This window comes from Sphingobacterium daejeonense, assembly GCF_901472535.1.
In the GTDB taxonomy this organism is placed as follows: Bacteria; Bacteroidota; Bacteroidia; order Sphingobacteriales; family Sphingobacteriaceae; genus Sphingobacterium; species Sphingobacterium daejeonense.
The window spans coordinates 1,116,441-1,133,151 of the sequence record NZ_LR590470.1 but is presented as its reverse complement, the minus strand read 5'-3'; the positions used below and the strand labels follow the sequence as shown (position 1 = coordinate 1,133,151).

The 16,711-nt window shown below is 38.7% G+C and carries 11 protein-coding genes; 8 read left to right on the top strand and 3 right to left on the bottom strand.

Annotated elements, in window-relative coordinates:
* Positions 1-20 precede the first annotated feature (20 nt).
* Positions 21-1,580, bottom strand: a complete 1,560-nt coding sequence (locus tag FGL31_RS05415; RefSeq protein ID WP_138089970.1) for a DNA/RNA non-specific endonuclease — start codon at positions 1,578-1,580, stop codon at positions 21-23.
* Between the two features lie 288 nt (positions 1,581-1,868).
* Entirely contained in the window at positions 1,869-2,909 is a 1,041-nt protein-coding gene (locus tag FGL31_RS05410) for a glycosylasparaginase (protein ID WP_138089969.1), read from the bottom strand.
* Between the two features lie 175 nt (positions 2,910-3,084).
* Between FGL31_RS05410 and FGL31_RS05405 the strand changes: the two genes are divergently transcribed.
* The 8 genes from FGL31_RS05405 (at position 3,085) to FGL31_RS05380 (ending at position 14,871) form a co-directional block, all read left to right on the top strand.
* Complete coding sequence (locus FGL31_RS05405; protein ID WP_138089968.1) at positions 3,085-4,296, top strand: C40 family peptidase; 1,212 nt, start codon at positions 3,085-3,087, stop codon at positions 4,294-4,296.
* A 2-nt stretch (positions 4,297-4,298) separates the two neighbouring features.
* Positions 4,299-5,354 carry a dipeptide epimerase gene (locus tag FGL31_RS05400; protein ID WP_138089967.1) on the top strand — a complete coding sequence of 352 codons (1,056 nt, stop codon included), beginning with the start codon at positions 4,299-4,301 and terminating at the stop codon, positions 5,352-5,354.
* Between the two features lie 38 nt (positions 5,355-5,392).
* Entirely contained in the window at positions 5,393-8,566 is a 3,174-nt protein-coding gene (locus FGL31_RS05395) for a SusC/RagA family TonB-linked outer membrane protein (protein ID WP_138089966.1), read from the top strand.
* Positions 8,567-8,585: 19 nt separating this feature from the next.
* Positions 8,586-10,037: a RagB/SusD family nutrient uptake outer membrane protein gene (locus FGL31_RS05390; protein ID WP_138089965.1), complete on the top strand. Its 1,452-nt coding sequence runs from the start codon at positions 8,586-8,588 to the stop codon at positions 10,035-10,037.
* A gap of 244 nt (positions 10,038-10,281) precedes the next feature.
* On the top strand, positions 10,282-10,638 hold the full coding sequence (locus FGL31_RS24620) for a carboxypeptidase-like regulatory domain-containing protein (protein WP_232046291.1): 357 nt from the start codon (positions 10,282-10,284) through the stop codon (positions 10,636-10,638).
* A 60-nt stretch (positions 10,639-10,698) separates the two neighbouring features.
* A complete protein-coding gene (locus FGL31_RS24615; RefSeq protein ID WP_232046290.1) occupies positions 10,699-11,088 on the top strand; it encodes a TonB-dependent receptor plug domain-containing protein in 390 nt (129 codons plus the stop codon).
* 10 nt (positions 11,089-11,098) lie between these two features.
* Positions 11,099-13,438, top strand: coding sequence for a SusC/RagA family TonB-linked outer membrane protein (locus tag FGL31_RS05385; RefSeq protein WP_232046289.1), 2,340 nt, complete (start codon positions 11,099-11,101; stop codon positions 13,436-13,438).
* A gap of 11 nt (positions 13,439-13,449) precedes the next feature.
* A complete protein-coding gene (locus tag FGL31_RS05380; protein ID WP_138089964.1) occupies positions 13,450-14,871 on the top strand; it encodes a SusD/RagB family nutrient-binding outer membrane lipoprotein in 1,422 nt (473 codons plus the stop codon).
* A gap of 331 nt (positions 14,872-15,202) precedes the next feature.
* On the opposite strand, the gene FGL31_RS05375 is transcribed toward FGL31_RS05380, so the two are convergent.
* On the bottom strand, positions 15,203-16,711 hold the full coding sequence (locus tag FGL31_RS05375) for a M14 family zinc carboxypeptidase (protein WP_138089963.1): 1,509 nt from the start codon (positions 16,709-16,711) through the stop codon (positions 15,203-15,205).

The following is a 16,711-nucleotide window of genomic DNA, read 5'->3' as shown; positions in this document are numbered from 1 at the left end:
TTAATTGATAAAATCCATGGTTATCGCCAGACAGAATTGTTGATCGTCTGTTTTTTGTCCTCCGAAAGCCCTGGAAAGAAAGTATATCCTGTTTCTTTTTCAAGCTCACTGACCGTGATTCGGTACGTATTCGGGTCGGCTTGAGTATTCATTGGTTCATTGTTGATCTTGAACCCAATGGTATAGTATTCCTTACCGCGCTTCATCGCCAAGGCTTTGTAATAATATTTCGGCTTGGCTACCTGCTTGCCAGAATTGTCATTAACATAATCTATACGGGAATCCGTTTTGGTTTGGATTGCTGCTCCGGTTACCACATACATGGTATCTACACCCGCACTTTTGGCCCAATTACGGACTTTAATTTCCAGTTTCGCCCAAACACCTTGGTTCATTGAAGAGGCCTGAGCTGTCATGTTCGTAAAATAAAATGTTGTTGCGTTTTCTGCCCTGTTTCTTGTTCGGTCAGCACTAGGAATTTGATGACCGCGGTCAAAACCACGACCAAATCCCTTTGAAAGATGTGGTTGAAATTGATTCGGAAAGGCAGGGTCAAATGCCCAGGCATTGGATCTTTTCTGATTACCTAAATAATCACGGCTCAATGGATACGCTACCCAAAGTGCCAACCGGTTCTTTTTGTCATACAGCATCGCAAAATTACGCTTGGAACGGTCAGGTGTCATCTTGAAATTATACTCCAAGTCAGAAGAGTTTGCAATGATGGGCAGTTCCATGTAGGAAATATTCGGTTTGGTGATCACCTCCCCCTCATCCCCAAGGATAATAGAATATTGGTATCTGTTGCCGGCAGCATAGTCAATGTCCTGCTTTGCAATATCCCAAGTATAAGTATCCCCATTATTATTCCTGAAAACAATTTTTGATTGTTTGCTAAGCTTACCCGGAAAAACTATCCATTCAATAATGGTTTCTTCCCCTGATTTGATAACTTTTCCTTCAACCTCCTTGAATGATTTGGTTTGCTTAAGACTTCCATCCTCCAAGTTGAAAACTCCTTCAGTTTCTAATCCATGAAATTTCGCTGTTACTCCTTGAATACCTTTCCCTTTAACAGAAAACTGAATCTTGGACATGATCCTTTCCATTGTCAACTTGACAGGACCTTCTTGTACAGAGGAGTTACTTGCACTTCCCCCAACCAAATAATCAATATGGGATTGATCTTGTTGGTCGGAGATATCTAACCTGCGGTTAAATGTATCACCACTTTGAAATGGATAGAATGATTTGAAATTCACAGATTTCCCTTTTGGAAATCGAATTTCATTATTGGAATTCTTCGGAGAAAAATTTCCAGAACTATTAGTTATAAATTGTTTATTGAAACCCTCAGCTAGTACACTGTTAGCATTGAGCGTATTCCCCTCAAACATAAAAATTGATATGGAATCATTTTGATCCCATTGGTTACCCGATACACGGGATTGAACTTGACCTGAGATTTGACTTGAAAATAAAACAGACTGTTTTTTTTCTGTAAATGGCAATTCGATGTCTTTTCGACAAGAATAGAATAGGGTTAGGAAACTAACGAACAGGAGTACTCTTTTAATCATTAATGTATTAATTCTTTTGTAAATAATTTTTTGTTTCTTTTAAATTAAATTTCAAGTCATAATAAGCTTGCTTTGTTTGGTATTATCGTTACAAGCAAATTTATAAAGGTTATTGAAAAATTAAATTAATGAATTATTAAACTATTATTACTAAAAAGAGTTAATTTTAATTATTTATTAAATTTTAACAGAAAATCATGCCTCTAGGCTCATAAAAGGGCATAAATAAAAAAAAGGCAAAAACGGTATTCGCGTTTTTGCCTTTTTTAGCAGGTCAGAATTATTTCCTTATCCTTCTTTTGGTTTATAGTGGAATTTCCCTTTTTCTATTGAATCTTGTTTCGCTGAATCGCAAATTGCAAATGTAAAACCATCTTGAAGTGCATAAGATCCATATTCTCCATTTTTATTCAGGGCTAAAAATCCAACCTGAATATCTTTAGCAATTTCGGGTTTCTTTTTCACGATTCGCATAACAGCTTCTTTACAGGCCTCCTCGGGCGAATACCCTTGTCGCATCAATTCAACTACTAAGAAACTCCCTACATTTCGAATGACCTCCTCTCCAACTCCTGTTGATGTCGCGCCACCAACTTCATTGTCTACATACAGTCCTGCGCCGATTATAGGGCTATCTCCTACACGGCCATGCATTTTAAAGGCCATTCCACTGGTTGTACAGGCGCCTGACAAGTTTCCATCAGCATCCAGTGCCAACATACCGATGGTGTCATGGTTATATTTATTGCCTGGAAGTTTCTCTGTGGCAAAAGATTTGTTCTCAATATTCATCACTGGCTTATATTTCTTTTCTTTAAGCCATTCCTTCCATGCTTCTTCAGATTCTGCTGTCAAAAGCTTTTCGGCAGTAAATCCATTTTCCAAGGCAAACTGACGTGCTCCATCACCCACCAACATCACGTGAGGTGTCTTTTCCATAACCAATCGGGCAACAGAAATTGGATGTGCAATATCCTCCATGGCAGCTACAGAACCACAGTTCCCCAACTCATCCATGATACATGCGTCCAAGGTCACATGTCCATCCCGGTCGGGATATCCACCTTTACCAACTGTCGTGTTCTTCAGGTCAGCTTCCGGAACTTTAACACCTTGCTCAACAGCATCGAGCGCTCGGCCATTATTTTTTAATATTTCCCAAGCCGCTAAATTGGCGGCAACACCAAAATCCCATGTCGATATAACAATCGGTTTACGGACAGTCTTCGAGGGTTTCTCCTCACCTTGACACGAGAGAGCGCTTGCTACAGTTCCAATACTGGCAGCACCTAGTATACCTTGTTTTATAAATTTTCTTCTTGAATGCATAGTAATTACAATATTAGGAATTGCATTTACAAAGAACAAGCTTTAAACAATTGTAAATTATGCGTTATTAACAGTTAATTATTTGGAAAAAACGTATTAATATGCTTCATTACATCCAAATTTTCGCATATTTATGCGGTTTTACCATATATAACAATTATTAAAGACTAGAATAATGATACGTATAGCTTCTCTATTCTGCACATTTCTCTGTTTAGGTAATATTTCCAACGCACAAACAGACTCTACGATCTATAAAAAAGTTGATCAAATCGTTCAAGATGCCAAACAACAATTCGCCCCTGATAAACGAACAAAAATAGTAGCCCTAATTTCGGCTAATCCGATAAACAATACCTACACGGTTGAATCAACGATTCCTGAAGCAAGTTCTTTTATAAAAACAAAGACTGCAAATCTTCCTGCAACTATCAAAATTAATGCGCTCCCAGACTCATCAGTTGGCGAAAAAATACATGGAGTAGTCAATCTATCGGTTGCAAACTTTAGGACTAAACCAGGAAATGCTTCTGAAATGGCTACACAAGCATTATTAGGCACTGAAATAGATCTCCTTCAAAAGGTAGATGGCGAATTCAGAGCCAGAACTCCCGAAGGTTATATTTCTTATGTCCCGGCTTCTTCAGTTGCTGCAATGGACAAAAATAGCCTCGATAAGTGGAGAGAAATGCCGAAAATCATATATACTGCAGAATTCGGAAAATCACTATCCCAAGCCGACCCAAAAAGCTTGCGCGTTTCTGATTTGGTTTATGGTGATATTTTAGGTTTGGTTGCCGAAGAAGGAAATTATTATAAAGTATCCTATCCAGACAATCGTATTGCATTCATCCCGAAAGAGGAGGCTTTAACCTTTGAAAATTGGATAAAATCTAGAGAACTCACTCCTGAAAATGTTATTAACAGTGCAAAGACCATGATGGGACTTCCCTATCTATGGGGCGGAACTTCCGTAAAAGGTGTTGATTGCAGTGGTTTTACTAAAACCGCTTACTACATGAATGGATACATTATTCCTCGGGATGCCTCACAACAAGTACTAGCAGGTCAAGCAATTGATATCTTAGATAAAGATGGTCACTTCGATCCAAACAAAGCCTTAAAGAACCTAAAACCCGCAGATTTGTTGTTCTTTGCTTCTGGCAAGAATAGCAACCCAAATGCACGCGTCACACATGTAGCCTTATATATTGGAAATGGAGAATTTATCCATTCAGCTGGAACTGTTCGCATCAATTCGATGTTAAAGGATGCTAGCAATTATGATGACTTTCAAACCAGAACCGTTGTAGCTGCCAAAAGATACATCGGAATTCAGGACCAACAGGTTCAAAAAATCCAAGAAAACCCTTATTACAAACAATAATAATGATGAACAGCAACGAATGGCACAGCAAAAAAATGGGAAAATTTACCCTACGCTATAAGCCATATACTTTAGAATTACGTCATGTATTTACCGTAGCATCTTTCAGTAGATCTACAACACCTGTTGTTCTGACAGAATTGGAATACGATGGGGTCATCGGTTATGGTGAAGCCAGCATGCCACCCTACCTTGGAGAATCTCAAGAATCTGTAATCAATTTCTTGAATAAAGTAGACCTTTCAGGATTTGATTCACCTTTTCAGACCGAAGAGATCCTGCAATACATCGATCAAGTTGACAGCAAAAATACCGCAGCAAAGGCTTCTGTGGACATCGCCCTGCATGATGTCCTTGGAAAATTGATGGGACAGCCTTTTTATAAAATATGGGGATTGAATCCTGACCTGATTCCACCGACATCATACACCATCGGAATTGACACTGAGGAGATGATTCGAAAAAAAGTCGCTGAAGCAGGACAATTCAAGATCTTGAAAGTGAAACTAGGTTTAGATACCGACAAAATGATTATTGATACCATCCGTTCTGTTACTGATGTACCGCTTTGTGCAGATGTAAACCAAGGATGGAAAAACAAAGAAGAAGCCTTAGAAATGTCGCATTGGTTAAAGGAAAAGAATGTTGTTTTTCTAGAACAACCGATGCCTAAAGAGATGATCGACGAAAATGCTTGGTTGACTGAACATTCTCCAATTCCTACAATTGCCGATGAAGGTTGCCAACGTTTAGTTGATGTCCCTGGTCTGAAAGGGGTATATACCGGGATAAACATCAAATTAATGAAATGTACAGGCATGCGGGAGGCCAAAAAAATGGCAGAACTAGCCAAAGCGTTGGACATGAAAGTAATGTTGGGCTGTATGACAGAAACATCTTGCGCAATCAGTGCTGCAGCACAATTGGCACCATTGGTTGATTGGGCAGACTTGGATGGAGCCTTATTGATTGGAAACGACATCTACGACGGAATGCAAGTAATAAAAGGAAAGTGCATACTTCCAGAGAGACCTGGTATCGGGATCCTCAAAAAATAAATAGTAAAAGATTACCTAGAAAAACAATAACCATAATTATGAAACATCATCTACTCACAACCTTGTGCGTGATGGCCTGTACGTCTATGCAGGTCGTTAATGCACAGCAAATCGCAGTAGCTGGAAAAGTTTCTGGACCAGACGGAGCTCCAATCGCCGGAGTAACCGTATCGGTTAAAGGAACATCAATCAGCACGAGCACAAACGAAAATGGTTTGTTCAGTATCAATGCAGACCACAACGCAACCTTAGTGATATCCTATATCGGATATAACAAACAAGAAGTCCCATTAAATGGAAGAAAGACCTTAAACATCAGTCTTCAACAAGATGACCAAGCTATCGACGAGGTAATGGTCGTAGCTTATGGAACGGCCAAAAAAAGCTCATTTACCGGTTCTGCTTCCGTGGTAAATTATGACAAGGATTTAAAGGATATTCCAAACACTTCCTTTGAAAATGCACTAACAGGAAGGATGCCTGGAGTTCAAATCACATCGACTTCCGGTCAAGCAGGCGCAACCTCATCCATCAGTGTCAGAGGTATTGGATCAATGAATGCATCTAATGAACCACTCTATGTAGTTGATGGTGTTCCAGTTTCATCTGGAAACACAGGCCAAATGACCGGTGCATTGTCAGGTACAACCAACAACATTATGTCAACTATTAACCCTAGTGACATCGAGTCTGTATCTGTCCTAAAAGATGCTGCAGCAGCTTCCCTTTATGGATCAAGGGCTGCAAATGGCGTAGTTATCATCACTACTAAATCCGGTAAAAGTGGAAAACCAAAAATTGACTTCAGGACATCTCTTGGAATCACCCCAACCTGGGCAACAGATAATTACAAACCAGGGAATGTTCAGGAACAAATCCAATATTTCTATCAGATTTTCCACGACTACAGAACCTCAAATGGATACACCGAAGAGGAGGCAAATACCTATGCTTTGAACAGGATGAATACCAGATTTGGTATTCATGGCTATGAATTCTCAAGCGAGGGAATCGGTTTGTATGATAAAATCATCATCAAAGGTAAAACGGATGGTGTAGAAAATCGTGACGGTAAGTATTTCGACTGGAATGATGCCCTTTTCAGAACCGGACAATATCAAACTAATGACCTCTCTGCAAGTGGAGCTACGGATAAAACAAAATACTATTCGTCCTTATCATACACCACGGACAAAGGCCGTGCATATACCAATGAATTCGAAAGAATCGGGGGAAGACTAAATTTTTCTCATCAATTGACAGATAAGGTAGAATTTGCCACAAATTTCAATTTGAGCCACAACAATAAAGAAGGTTATAATGATACCCGTAACACAGGTACCAATTATATGTACTTGGCAAACAATCTTTTGTTTCCATTCTATTGGCCAACAGACTATAAGACTGGTGAAGAATATAAGTTGCGTTATAGCTCCTTAGGTTATAACCCTCTATTCTATGATAAACAATGGGAAAATAATTCAAAAACCATGAGAATTGTTGCTGCACCCTCATTAACTGTTAAGTTTTTGCCTGGATTAACAGGTAAAACCATTTTCTCTTATGATAACGCAGTGGTCAAAGATCATTTATATTATAGCCCACTTCATTACCATACGACATATGGAGCAACGGCAAATGGAACTGTATTTGAATACGACACCAATATCAAAAAGATTATCTCTTCGACAACATTAAATTATAACAAGACCTTTGCTGACGACCATAATCTTGATTTACTCGTAGGTTTTGAGGCTGAAAAAAATGAAACCAACTACCAATATGCAAGCGGTTCCAACCTGCCTTCTAGTTCGTTACATACTGTAGCAACAGCAGGTATCAAGGATGCGAGTGCATTTTTGTGGGGAAACAATATGATGTCCGTTTTCTCTAGAGCAGAGTATAACTTTAAAAACACATATTTCTTATCTGGATCTTTAAGAAGGGATGGTAACTCGAGATTTGGACCAGACACACGCTGGGGTAACTTTTGGTCACTATCTGCTGCATGGAATCTCATGAACGAAGGTTTTATTTCTGATATTGAGGAAATAAACCTGTTGAAAATTAAAGCATCTTATGGTACAAATGGTACTTTGCCCATGAATGACTATGGCTGGAGATCACTTGCTACCTATGGATTCAATTACATGGATCAACCAGGTGGTAATTTAACTACCATTGCCGATCAAAACCTAAAATGGGAGAAAAACTATTCCTTCAATGCAGGAGTAGAATTTGGATTGTTCAACAATAGACTATTCGGTTCCGTTGAATATTTCACCAGAGATTCCAGAGACCTATTACAAGATGTAAACATCTCATTGGTTACTGGTTTCAATTCAACATTGATGAACGTTGGTGAAATCAATAACAAAGGCTTGGAGGTTTCATTGGGTGGAGACATTATCAGAAAGGATAATTTCAGATGGTCTGCCAATGTAAATGCATCTTTCCAAAAGTCTAAGGTTACAAAATTATATGGAGGTAAAGATCTGACATGGTGGGATCCAACTGGTGGAGATAGCCGTGTTCAGTTTATTTATAAAGAAGGTGAAGACGTATTTTCATATTATTTGGCAGAATGGGCTGGTGTTGATCCAAGTAATGGTAAGCCTATTTGGTATACAAATGATGGAACTGAAGGCGAATTTTTACACAATGGCCGTGGCGCAACAAACAAAGTAGCTGACGCAAAACAAATCATTGCAGGGTCTCCAATCCCTAAAGCTTATGGTGGTATTAATACCGATTTTGAATACAAAGGAATATCAGTAGGATTCAATTTCACTTACAAATTAGGCGGTAAAATATTCGATTCTGGTTCTAGAGATGTGGCTGAAGACGGTTACTATTGGGAAAGAATACGCTCCTACTATGCCATTCAAAATGTTTGGACACCTGACAATCCAAACTCATTATATCCTTTCGTAAGTGGTAATGACCCTGAAGATGGTATCACACGTTCAACCCGTCATCTATATGATGCATCTTACATTCGCTTAAAAAATGTAAATGTTTCATACAGATTGCCAGCTACAGTTAGCAATAAAATAGGATTGAGCAACGCAAGAATATTCTTTAATGGTACTAATTTATTAACAGCTTCTAAATTCAAATGGGCAGATCCCGAGGTTAACCAATATGGTACTCGTGGATGGGAAAACCCATTCGGAAAAACTTATACATTCGGTTTAGAAGTTAGTTTATAACCTATCAATTAATGTCATTATGAAAAAGAAATCACTTTATATAATAGCTTTAGCCAGTTTAACAATGTTCTCATGCAAGGACTTCTTAGACGTAAAGCCAACGGATTCAACAGACTCAAGTGTTACCATCCAAACTTTAGCTGATGCTAAGGTAATGATCAATGGTCTGACAAGAAAAGTCGCGCAATCAAGCCTATATGGCAGAAACATGTTACTTTATGGAGATACTAAAGGTGGTGATCTAACCATCGTATCGCAAGGACGTGGATTAGACGCGCTATATGTATTCAACCATTCTGTAAACAACAATAATTATGCAGACTTCTGGACAGATGGATACAACGCTATCATGCAAGCGAACAACATCATAAAAAGTATTGATGGCTTGCAGGCTGCTGGAACTGAACTAGACTTCAATAATTATGAAGGTCAAGCTTTGACATTCCGTGCCTTGCTACATTTTGACTTGGTCAAGCTATATGGAAAAACATATACAGAGGATCCAAATGCACATGGCGTACCTGTTGTTACAGAACTTTTGGAAACCTCTGCCCTGCCATTACGAAGCAAAGTTGCTGATGTTTACACACAAATCATTGCTGACTTAGAAGCTGCAGCACCATTGCTTTCAAAAACAAAATCAAATGGATATATCAATTATTACCTTAATAGAGCCATTCTTTCAAGGGTTTATATGACTATGGGTAATTATGATAAAGCATTGGCAACGGCTGAAGAAATCATAGATTCTAAGGTTTACTCCCTTTATTCAAATTCAGAATGGGTATCCTCTTGGGCAAATCAATTTGGAAAAGAATCAATTTTTGAAATAACAATTGCCAAAGATCAGGGAGATTTGGGGTCATCTTCTTTAGGTTTCTATTATCTAAAAAACAAAGTCAATAATGCTTTGGGTAATTTTACAGCATCAGATTACTTCCTAGAAAGATTAGGACAAGATGAAACCGATGTTCGCTGGGGAATTTTCACAGATGATGAATTGGAAAGACAGGCATCATGTTACAAATATGTTGGATCCGTAGAGATGGATGGTGATGGTAAGGATACTTATACTGCTGTAAACATTAAAGTTGTGCGCTTATCTGAAATTTACTTGAATGCTGCTGAATCAGCTTTAAAGAAATCTTCTCCAGACAAAACGAAAGCTGCAACTTATCTTAATGAAATCCGTAAAAGATCTCCAAAATTACCTTTGGCAACTGCTGCTACTGTTACAGAACAAATGATTTTGGACGAAAAAAGTAAAGAGCTATATGGCGAAGGATTCCGTTATTGGGACATGATCAGAACGAACAAAACGATCACGTTTAATGATGAACATGTTGGTGTATCGATGACGCACCGCGAAAAATCCATCAACAGAACATTCTATAAAACTATATTACCAATCCCAAGATTAGAACTTGATGCCAATCCAGGCTTAGAAGAACAACAAAACCCAGGATATTAATAAGTTTAAACACATAAAAAACGGGAAAGATTTAGTCTTTCCCGTTTTTTTTAGCAAGAAATTTAAAATTTTTGGAACCGTTTCCAAAACGCTCAAAAAACCGCAAAGAAATTAAGAAAATAACTACCATTTCTCCTCTTAACTAAAAGAACTCTATAATTTCCTGCATTATTTTGCAAATAATTCATTGTTTTTAACATGAATCCGTTATATTCGTTTATCTTAATAACCAATAACGCTAAAGATGAAACTACCAACTTGCTTATCAATTGCGGTTGCATCGTTATGCTCCATACAGATGCTCTCCGCGCAACAATTGTCCATAGCTGGAAAGGTTACAAACGCAAATGGTGAACCCATAGCTGGGGCTTCCATTTTTGTAAAAGGTACGCAAACAGGTACCGCCAGCAATGAGAACGGATTGTTCAACCTAAATGCCCCTAGCGATGGAACCTTGCAAATCAGGGCCGTAGGTTACGCCCCATTGGAAGTACCGATCGCCGGCAAAACAAATTTCAATGTCCAATTACAACAAGTCGATGATGCTATTGACGAAGTCGTAGTAACCGCGCTGGAATCGAAAGGAATCCAAAATCCCTAGGTTATGGTGCACAAGGAGTAAATAGTGCAACCCTAAACGCCAACCAAACAATCCAACTTAGTGAATGCCCTCCAGGGTAAAATTGCTGGTGCAAACATTAGTTCCACGGGAGGTGCCCCAGGACAAGGTGCTAATATCCAAATCCGCGGTATTAACTCCATCGATCCTACTCGTCCTAGTCAACCTCTATTTGTAATTGATGGTATCCTGATGGATAACTCAACATCAACACAAGGCGGTACTGCTGAAGTTCGAGGAATGAGTAACAGGGCAGTCGATATCAACCCCGACGACATTGAAACCATCAATATCCTTAAAGGAGGTGCCGCAACAGCATTGTACGGTTTGCGGGGCGCTAATGGTGTAGTTGTTATAACCACTAAGAGTGGAAAAGCTGGAACGATAAAAATAGATTATCAGGGAACAGTAGGATTTGAAAAATGTCAATAAATTCCCTAAAATGCAGGATACGTATTCCCAAGGATGGCAAGGAGTTTATAACAAAGACGATTTCTGGCCAGCATTTGGACCAACAGTTGAAGAGGCTATTAAATTAGACCCTACTCACCCTGCTCAATTATATAAACCGTTTGAAGAAGCATTCGATACTGGTAACCAATTCAGAAACTCGTTGAGCTTTTCTGGAGGATCCGAAAAATTCACATTCTTAACATCGATTTCCCAACTGAAACATAATGGTGTTTTACCTGCTACAGATTTTAAAAATCTGCAAGCCAGATTAAATACAAATTTTACTATCAATGAAAAACTGAAAGGTACTTCTTCGATATCAGTAAATAACTCGGGTGGTTATCGTGGAAATGCCAATAGATACGCTGAACAACTTATCTACTGGTCTCCAAGACATAATATCAGAGATTATGTTCTTGAAAATGGAACCATGAATTCTTATGGTGAAACGGACAACCCCATTTACATCGCTCACACAAACAGATTCAAAGATGATGTCCTGCGTGTAATCGGAGGATTTGATCTAACTTATTCACCTGCCAAATGGGTAGACTTAATGTATCGCATTGGGGTAGACACCTACCGAGATGACAGAGAAGCTACTGCAATCGGTTTTCAGGGACTGACTGACGAACGTATCGTATATGATAATGGTGTCGAAGGAGCTGATGGTAGAGGTTTTTACAATGTCTATAACAATAATTATAGAGCATTGAACAGTACATTCATTGCAACCTTTAAGCATCAATTCAACGAAGATTTCGGTGGTAAAGTAAGGGTAGGACAAGATATTTACGATCAAGTAACCAAGAGAAATGCGACCGAAGGAGGCGATTTGACTGTGTATGATTGGTTTGATCTTGGCAATGCAAATATTCTAAAGTCATCATCTTATAATGAAAAATATAGACTGATGGGCTTTTTTGGAGAGCTGGAAATGACTTACAAAGATTATTTGTTTTTGACCTTAACCAGCAGAACAGATATTACCTCAACCCTAAATCCTAAAAACAGAGCCTTTACTTATAATTCTGCATCCTTGAGTTATGTTTTTTCAGACCATATAAAATTGCCTGAAGTGATAAATTTCTCAAAACTGAGACTTTCTTATGCCGGAATTGGTAAAGATGCTGCTCCATACTCTACGAGTAAAGGATTTGGACCATATACGTCCTTACCAACGGGATATATTGGATTCACAAGACCTGCACTTTTGGGTGATGAAAATTTAAAACCTGAATTTACAAATACCATAGAAGCTGGTTTGGAAATGAAATTCTATAACAGCAGATTAGGCTTTGACCTGAATTTTTATAATTCGGTGAGTAAAGACCAAATTATTAAAGTACCTGTAACATCAACCACAGGATATGTTACTGCCGCAATTAATGCCGGAAGTATTAGAAACCGTGGTTTAGAAATAACACTGAATACAGTACCTGTTAAAAAGGAAAATTTTACATGGAACTCTGATATTAACTTCTCTTTCAACAGAAACAAAGTATTGGAAATTCGTGAGGACTTAGACGATGAAATTGTGGTATCTTCAGAATTCGGATATCTAAGTTCTACTGTTTCGATGCGTATTAAACCTGGAGAATCTTATGGTACTTTGTATGGAAGAACCTACAAACGTTATTATACGCCAGATGAAATCGCACAGGGCTTGGATAAAACCAGTGAATACGACGAAAGCCGTCCGCTTTTAATTGGTGCAAATGGATTCCCGGTATTGGAATCTACCTCAGTTCCAAAAAAACTCGGAAATGTTCAACCTAGTTGGATTGGAGGATGGAATAACACCTTCAACTACAAGAGCCTTTCATTGAATGTTTTGTTTGATGCTCGTGTAGGACAATACCGTTACAACCAATTAGGAAACTTTATGGCAGCATTCGGAGAAGCAGATTATACCGAAAACCGCAATGACTATACTGTTTTCGATGGTGTAACAGCTGACGGAAATAAAAACACCAAAGAAGTTTGGTTAGGACAAGGGAAAGATCCTAAAAATGATGTAAACTATGGCAATGGATACTATAGAGATTATTATCGCGGAAACTCACAATTCTTCGTTGAAGATGCCTCTTGGTTGAGACTGAGATCCGTTTCGATTGGTTATGGGCTTCCTCAACAATGGTTAGAAAACAAGTTTATTAAGAATGCTAGAATTTCAGTTACAGGTAACAACCTATTGCTATGGACTAAATATTCAGGTTATGATCCTGAAAACTCAACCACTGCAAGCGGATCCAATATCGAAGGTTTCGCAGGGATGACCTATCCTGCTGTTCGGAGTTTCTTATTCAGCTTAAATGTTGGCTTTTAATTCTTAAGATCATGAAAAAATTCATCAAAATAGGAAAGATATCCATTTTAGCATTAGGGCTGTTATCATTGAATAGCTGTAAGGACTACTTTGATCTAACTGAAAACCCTAATTTGGTACAAAATCCTCCTTTAAATGCGCTGTTAACAACAGCAACACATAAAGCTGCATTCAACAATTATAGAATTGCAACTTTTAATAATCACTATGCTCAATATTTTGCCAGTCCTTCAGCAGGATCTGACACCGATACTTACCAAATAACCAATAACTCTACCACATGGAATAACTTATTCTATGCCTTGGCTGATTTATATGACTATATGGTAAAATCTGAAGAGGCTGCAGCCTATCACCATCTCGGGGTTGCTCAAGCTCTTACAGCGTATCAATTAGCATTGGTATCTGATACTTGGGGATCAGTACCTTACAGCCAAGCTTTTGGAAAGGAACCCATTTTAACCGTTCCTTATGATAGTGAAGAAGATCTATATAAAGAACAGATCGTTTTGCTAAACAAAGCTTTGGAAAACTTTAAGAAAACTGACGGTTCCCAAACATTGACAGAAAAAGACGATCTGTTGAATGGTGGAGATATCGATAAATGGATCCGTTTTACAAATGGACTGAAAGCAAGAGCGCTCAACAAAGTGAGCAAAAAATCAACATACAATGCAAAAGAAGTAATCGCAGCAGCTCAAGCATCCTTAGAATCTAATGCCGAAGATGTTGGTATGGCCACATTTGACGGGGTGAATCCTTGGGCATCTATTTCGAGAAGCAACCTTCAAAATGTTTTGGATGGCTGGTTGTCCAGCAACTTTATTGATCAATTAAATGGAACGACCTATGGCATAGAAGATCCTAGGGTATCTAAGATCACCGAGAAAACCGTTCATGGTGTTTATAAAGGAACCCGAAATGGCGAAGGTAACACCGGTGCTGCAAACACAGTCCGTGATGAATGCTATATCAGCTATAATTCACCATTGTCAAATGATGCAGCTCCATTAACGATCCTGACCTATGCTGAAGTAAAATTCATCGAGGCAGAAGCAGCATTCAGAGACAATAACCAGGCTTTGGCATATACTGCGTACCAAGCCGGAATAAAAGCCAGTATGGACAAATTAGGAGTGCCTGCAGCAGACGCTACCAAATATATCACGGCCGTTTCAAAAGGACAGGCAAGCCTTACCCTTTTGGATATATTCCGCGAAAAATATGTTGTTACTTATCTCAACTCCGAAGCATGGAACGATGTCCGCAGATTTGACTATAAATACAAAGACTTCAAACTGCCAGTCGGAGCTGTACTAGGCGATAAATTTATCCGCCGCGTAGCATACCCAGCAGAAGAAATCACAGAAAACGGATCCAATGTCCCAGCTGAAGTGCCATTAAGCACAGAATTATGGTGGGATAAGCCGTGAGAGAGAGATGTGAGATGTGAGATGTGAGATATCAAAGTTTAGATATGAGATCTGTGACATGAGATGTGAGATATTAAAACTTAAATTCATTTTTTTTCAAAACAGAAAGGGTTCGCTAATGCGAACCCTTTCTTTATAATTTGAATTATCAATAAAATCCAATCATGTTTAATTGATAATTAACCCTCCTATTTACCCCCCAATAACACTCTTCCTGTCGCAAATCTCATATCTCAAATCTCACATCTACAATACCCTTCCTATCGCAAATCTCAAATCTCCAATCTCTAATACCCTTCCTATCGCAAATCTCATATCTCACATCTCACATCTACAATACCCTATTCTTCAACAGTCCTACTTCGCTCAGCGGTTTGCTGAGGTCAATTAAATAGCCATTGAGGATGGCGTATTTGAGGTTGCCGTTGGAGTCGCCGATATAGAAGTTTGCAGTACCTCCAAGGTCTATCATTGGGGTTGTTGCAAAGGATGTTCCGGTAAATACATGGATAGGCAGATTATGGAACATGTTGGCTTGCTCAGGTTTTAAAGTTTGTACTTGAACACCCATATAGCCTTTTTTCAACAGATCATAGGCGATTTCAGGAGTTATCGATTCAAAGGATGGAACAGGTTTTTCTGCGATTTTTCCCTGGATAAACTTCAGCCCTTCGCCTTGTACCTCATCATAGCCAAACGATTCCGGTAAATCACCAATATCCTCTACCCTGCCACGCACATAGAAATCTCTGCCATCCGTCACTTCCCCTCGTCTCAATCCAATATCGCTTTTCAAAGGAATTGAATCAGAACCAAATTCCAATCCACGAATTACAACATCATGCATATTGCTTGCATTAAATGGGATATCTTCATATCCTTGGGCATCGTAATTTTCATACGTTCCTTGAGCGATTTCCATTAAGGCGTTTAGAATAATGATAAAATTCAATTTTCTAATCTGCTGTTTCTCCGGATCTCCTTTTAATCCACCAGATTCAATAAGAACAGTACTTGCGCCCCAGGATTGAAAATTATCTCCAAATCCTCTTGGTGTATACGTATCATCATATTTAGCGACCGCATCAGGAACATATTGCTGCAAGATATTGTTCATTCCAACAATGATCTGCATCGCGCCCTCTCTTACATCATTGATCTCCCGTTCTGTATTGTAAGCCGGTGCCAATAAGGAAATCGTAACTGGATTCTTTGTTCCAGGAACATTATAATATATATTTTGATCATGGAGATTGAAACCATAACGAGGCTTAATCTCTTTAGCCCTAGATTTCAACAAAGCACCTTCAACAGTCTGATTAGCTCGAGCATCTCGATTTAAATCAATACTTTGAGCATTGCGTCTCAAAAAACGCTCTGCACCATCTGGATTTAACATCGGAATAAAATGAATGTTCAAATTATTCTTCAGGATATTCCTGACACTATCAAATCCATCATCCTTTCCTTCCAGAAAATTGAACAGATCAAATAAGGCCATCGTTGCAGTGGGTTCATCCCCATGCATCTGAGACCATAGCATGACCTTCTTTTCGCCATTTCCGTATTCCAGTTCATTGATAGAACGGCCTTCGACGGATTTGCCAATTTGAGTAATCTTGAACACATCTGTTTTTTTATGCAGCTGCAATAAAGAATCAATGTCTTTATGTTTAAACCTTCTGGAAACTAAAGCAGGTTCTTTGTATGTTTCATAAATTTTATTCATCTGTGCAGTGTCCAGTTTATATCCTGGAATATCGGCAGAGGAAGACCCTGAAAATGGATTACTACAAGTTGTTGCGGCCAGAAGACCTAAGGAAAGGACAAATAACTTCAT

What these genes read in the sequence shown, in the direction of transcription:
- FGL31_RS24620 (WP_232046291.1), top strand. Translation starts at nt 10,282, where the DNA reads ATGAAACTACCAACTTGCTTATCAATTGCGGTTGCATCGTTATGCTCC.
- FGL31_RS05375 (WP_138089963.1), bottom strand. Translation starts at nt 16,711, where the DNA reads ATGAAGTTATTTGTCCTTTCCTTAGGTCTTCTGGCCGCAACAACTTGT.
- FGL31_RS05400 (WP_138089967.1), top strand. Translation starts at nt 4,299, where the DNA reads ATGATGAACAGCAACGAATGGCACAGCAAAAAAATGGGAAAATTTACC.
- FGL31_RS05385 (WP_232046289.1), top strand. Translation starts at nt 11,099, where the DNA reads ATGCAGGATACGTATTCCCAAGGATGGCAAGGAGTTTATAACAAAGAC.
- FGL31_RS05410 (WP_138089969.1), bottom strand. Translation starts at nt 2,909, where the DNA reads ATGCATTCAAGAAGAAAATTTATAAAACAAGGTATACTAGGTGCTGCC.
- FGL31_RS05405 (WP_138089968.1), top strand. Translation starts at nt 3,085, where the DNA reads ATGATACGTATAGCTTCTCTATTCTGCACATTTCTCTGTTTAGGTAAT.
- FGL31_RS05380 (WP_138089964.1), top strand. Translation starts at nt 13,450, where the DNA reads ATGAAAAAATTCATCAAAATAGGAAAGATATCCATTTTAGCATTAGGG.
- FGL31_RS05415 (WP_138089970.1), bottom strand. Translation starts at nt 1,580, where the DNA reads ATGATTAAAAGAGTACTCCTGTTCGTTAGTTTCCTAACCCTATTCTAT.
- FGL31_RS05395 (WP_138089966.1), top strand. Translation starts at nt 5,393, where the DNA reads ATGAAACATCATCTACTCACAACCTTGTGCGTGATGGCCTGTACGTCT.
- FGL31_RS05390 (WP_138089965.1), top strand. Translation starts at nt 8,586, where the DNA reads ATGAAAAAGAAATCACTTTATATAATAGCTTTAGCCAGTTTAACAATG.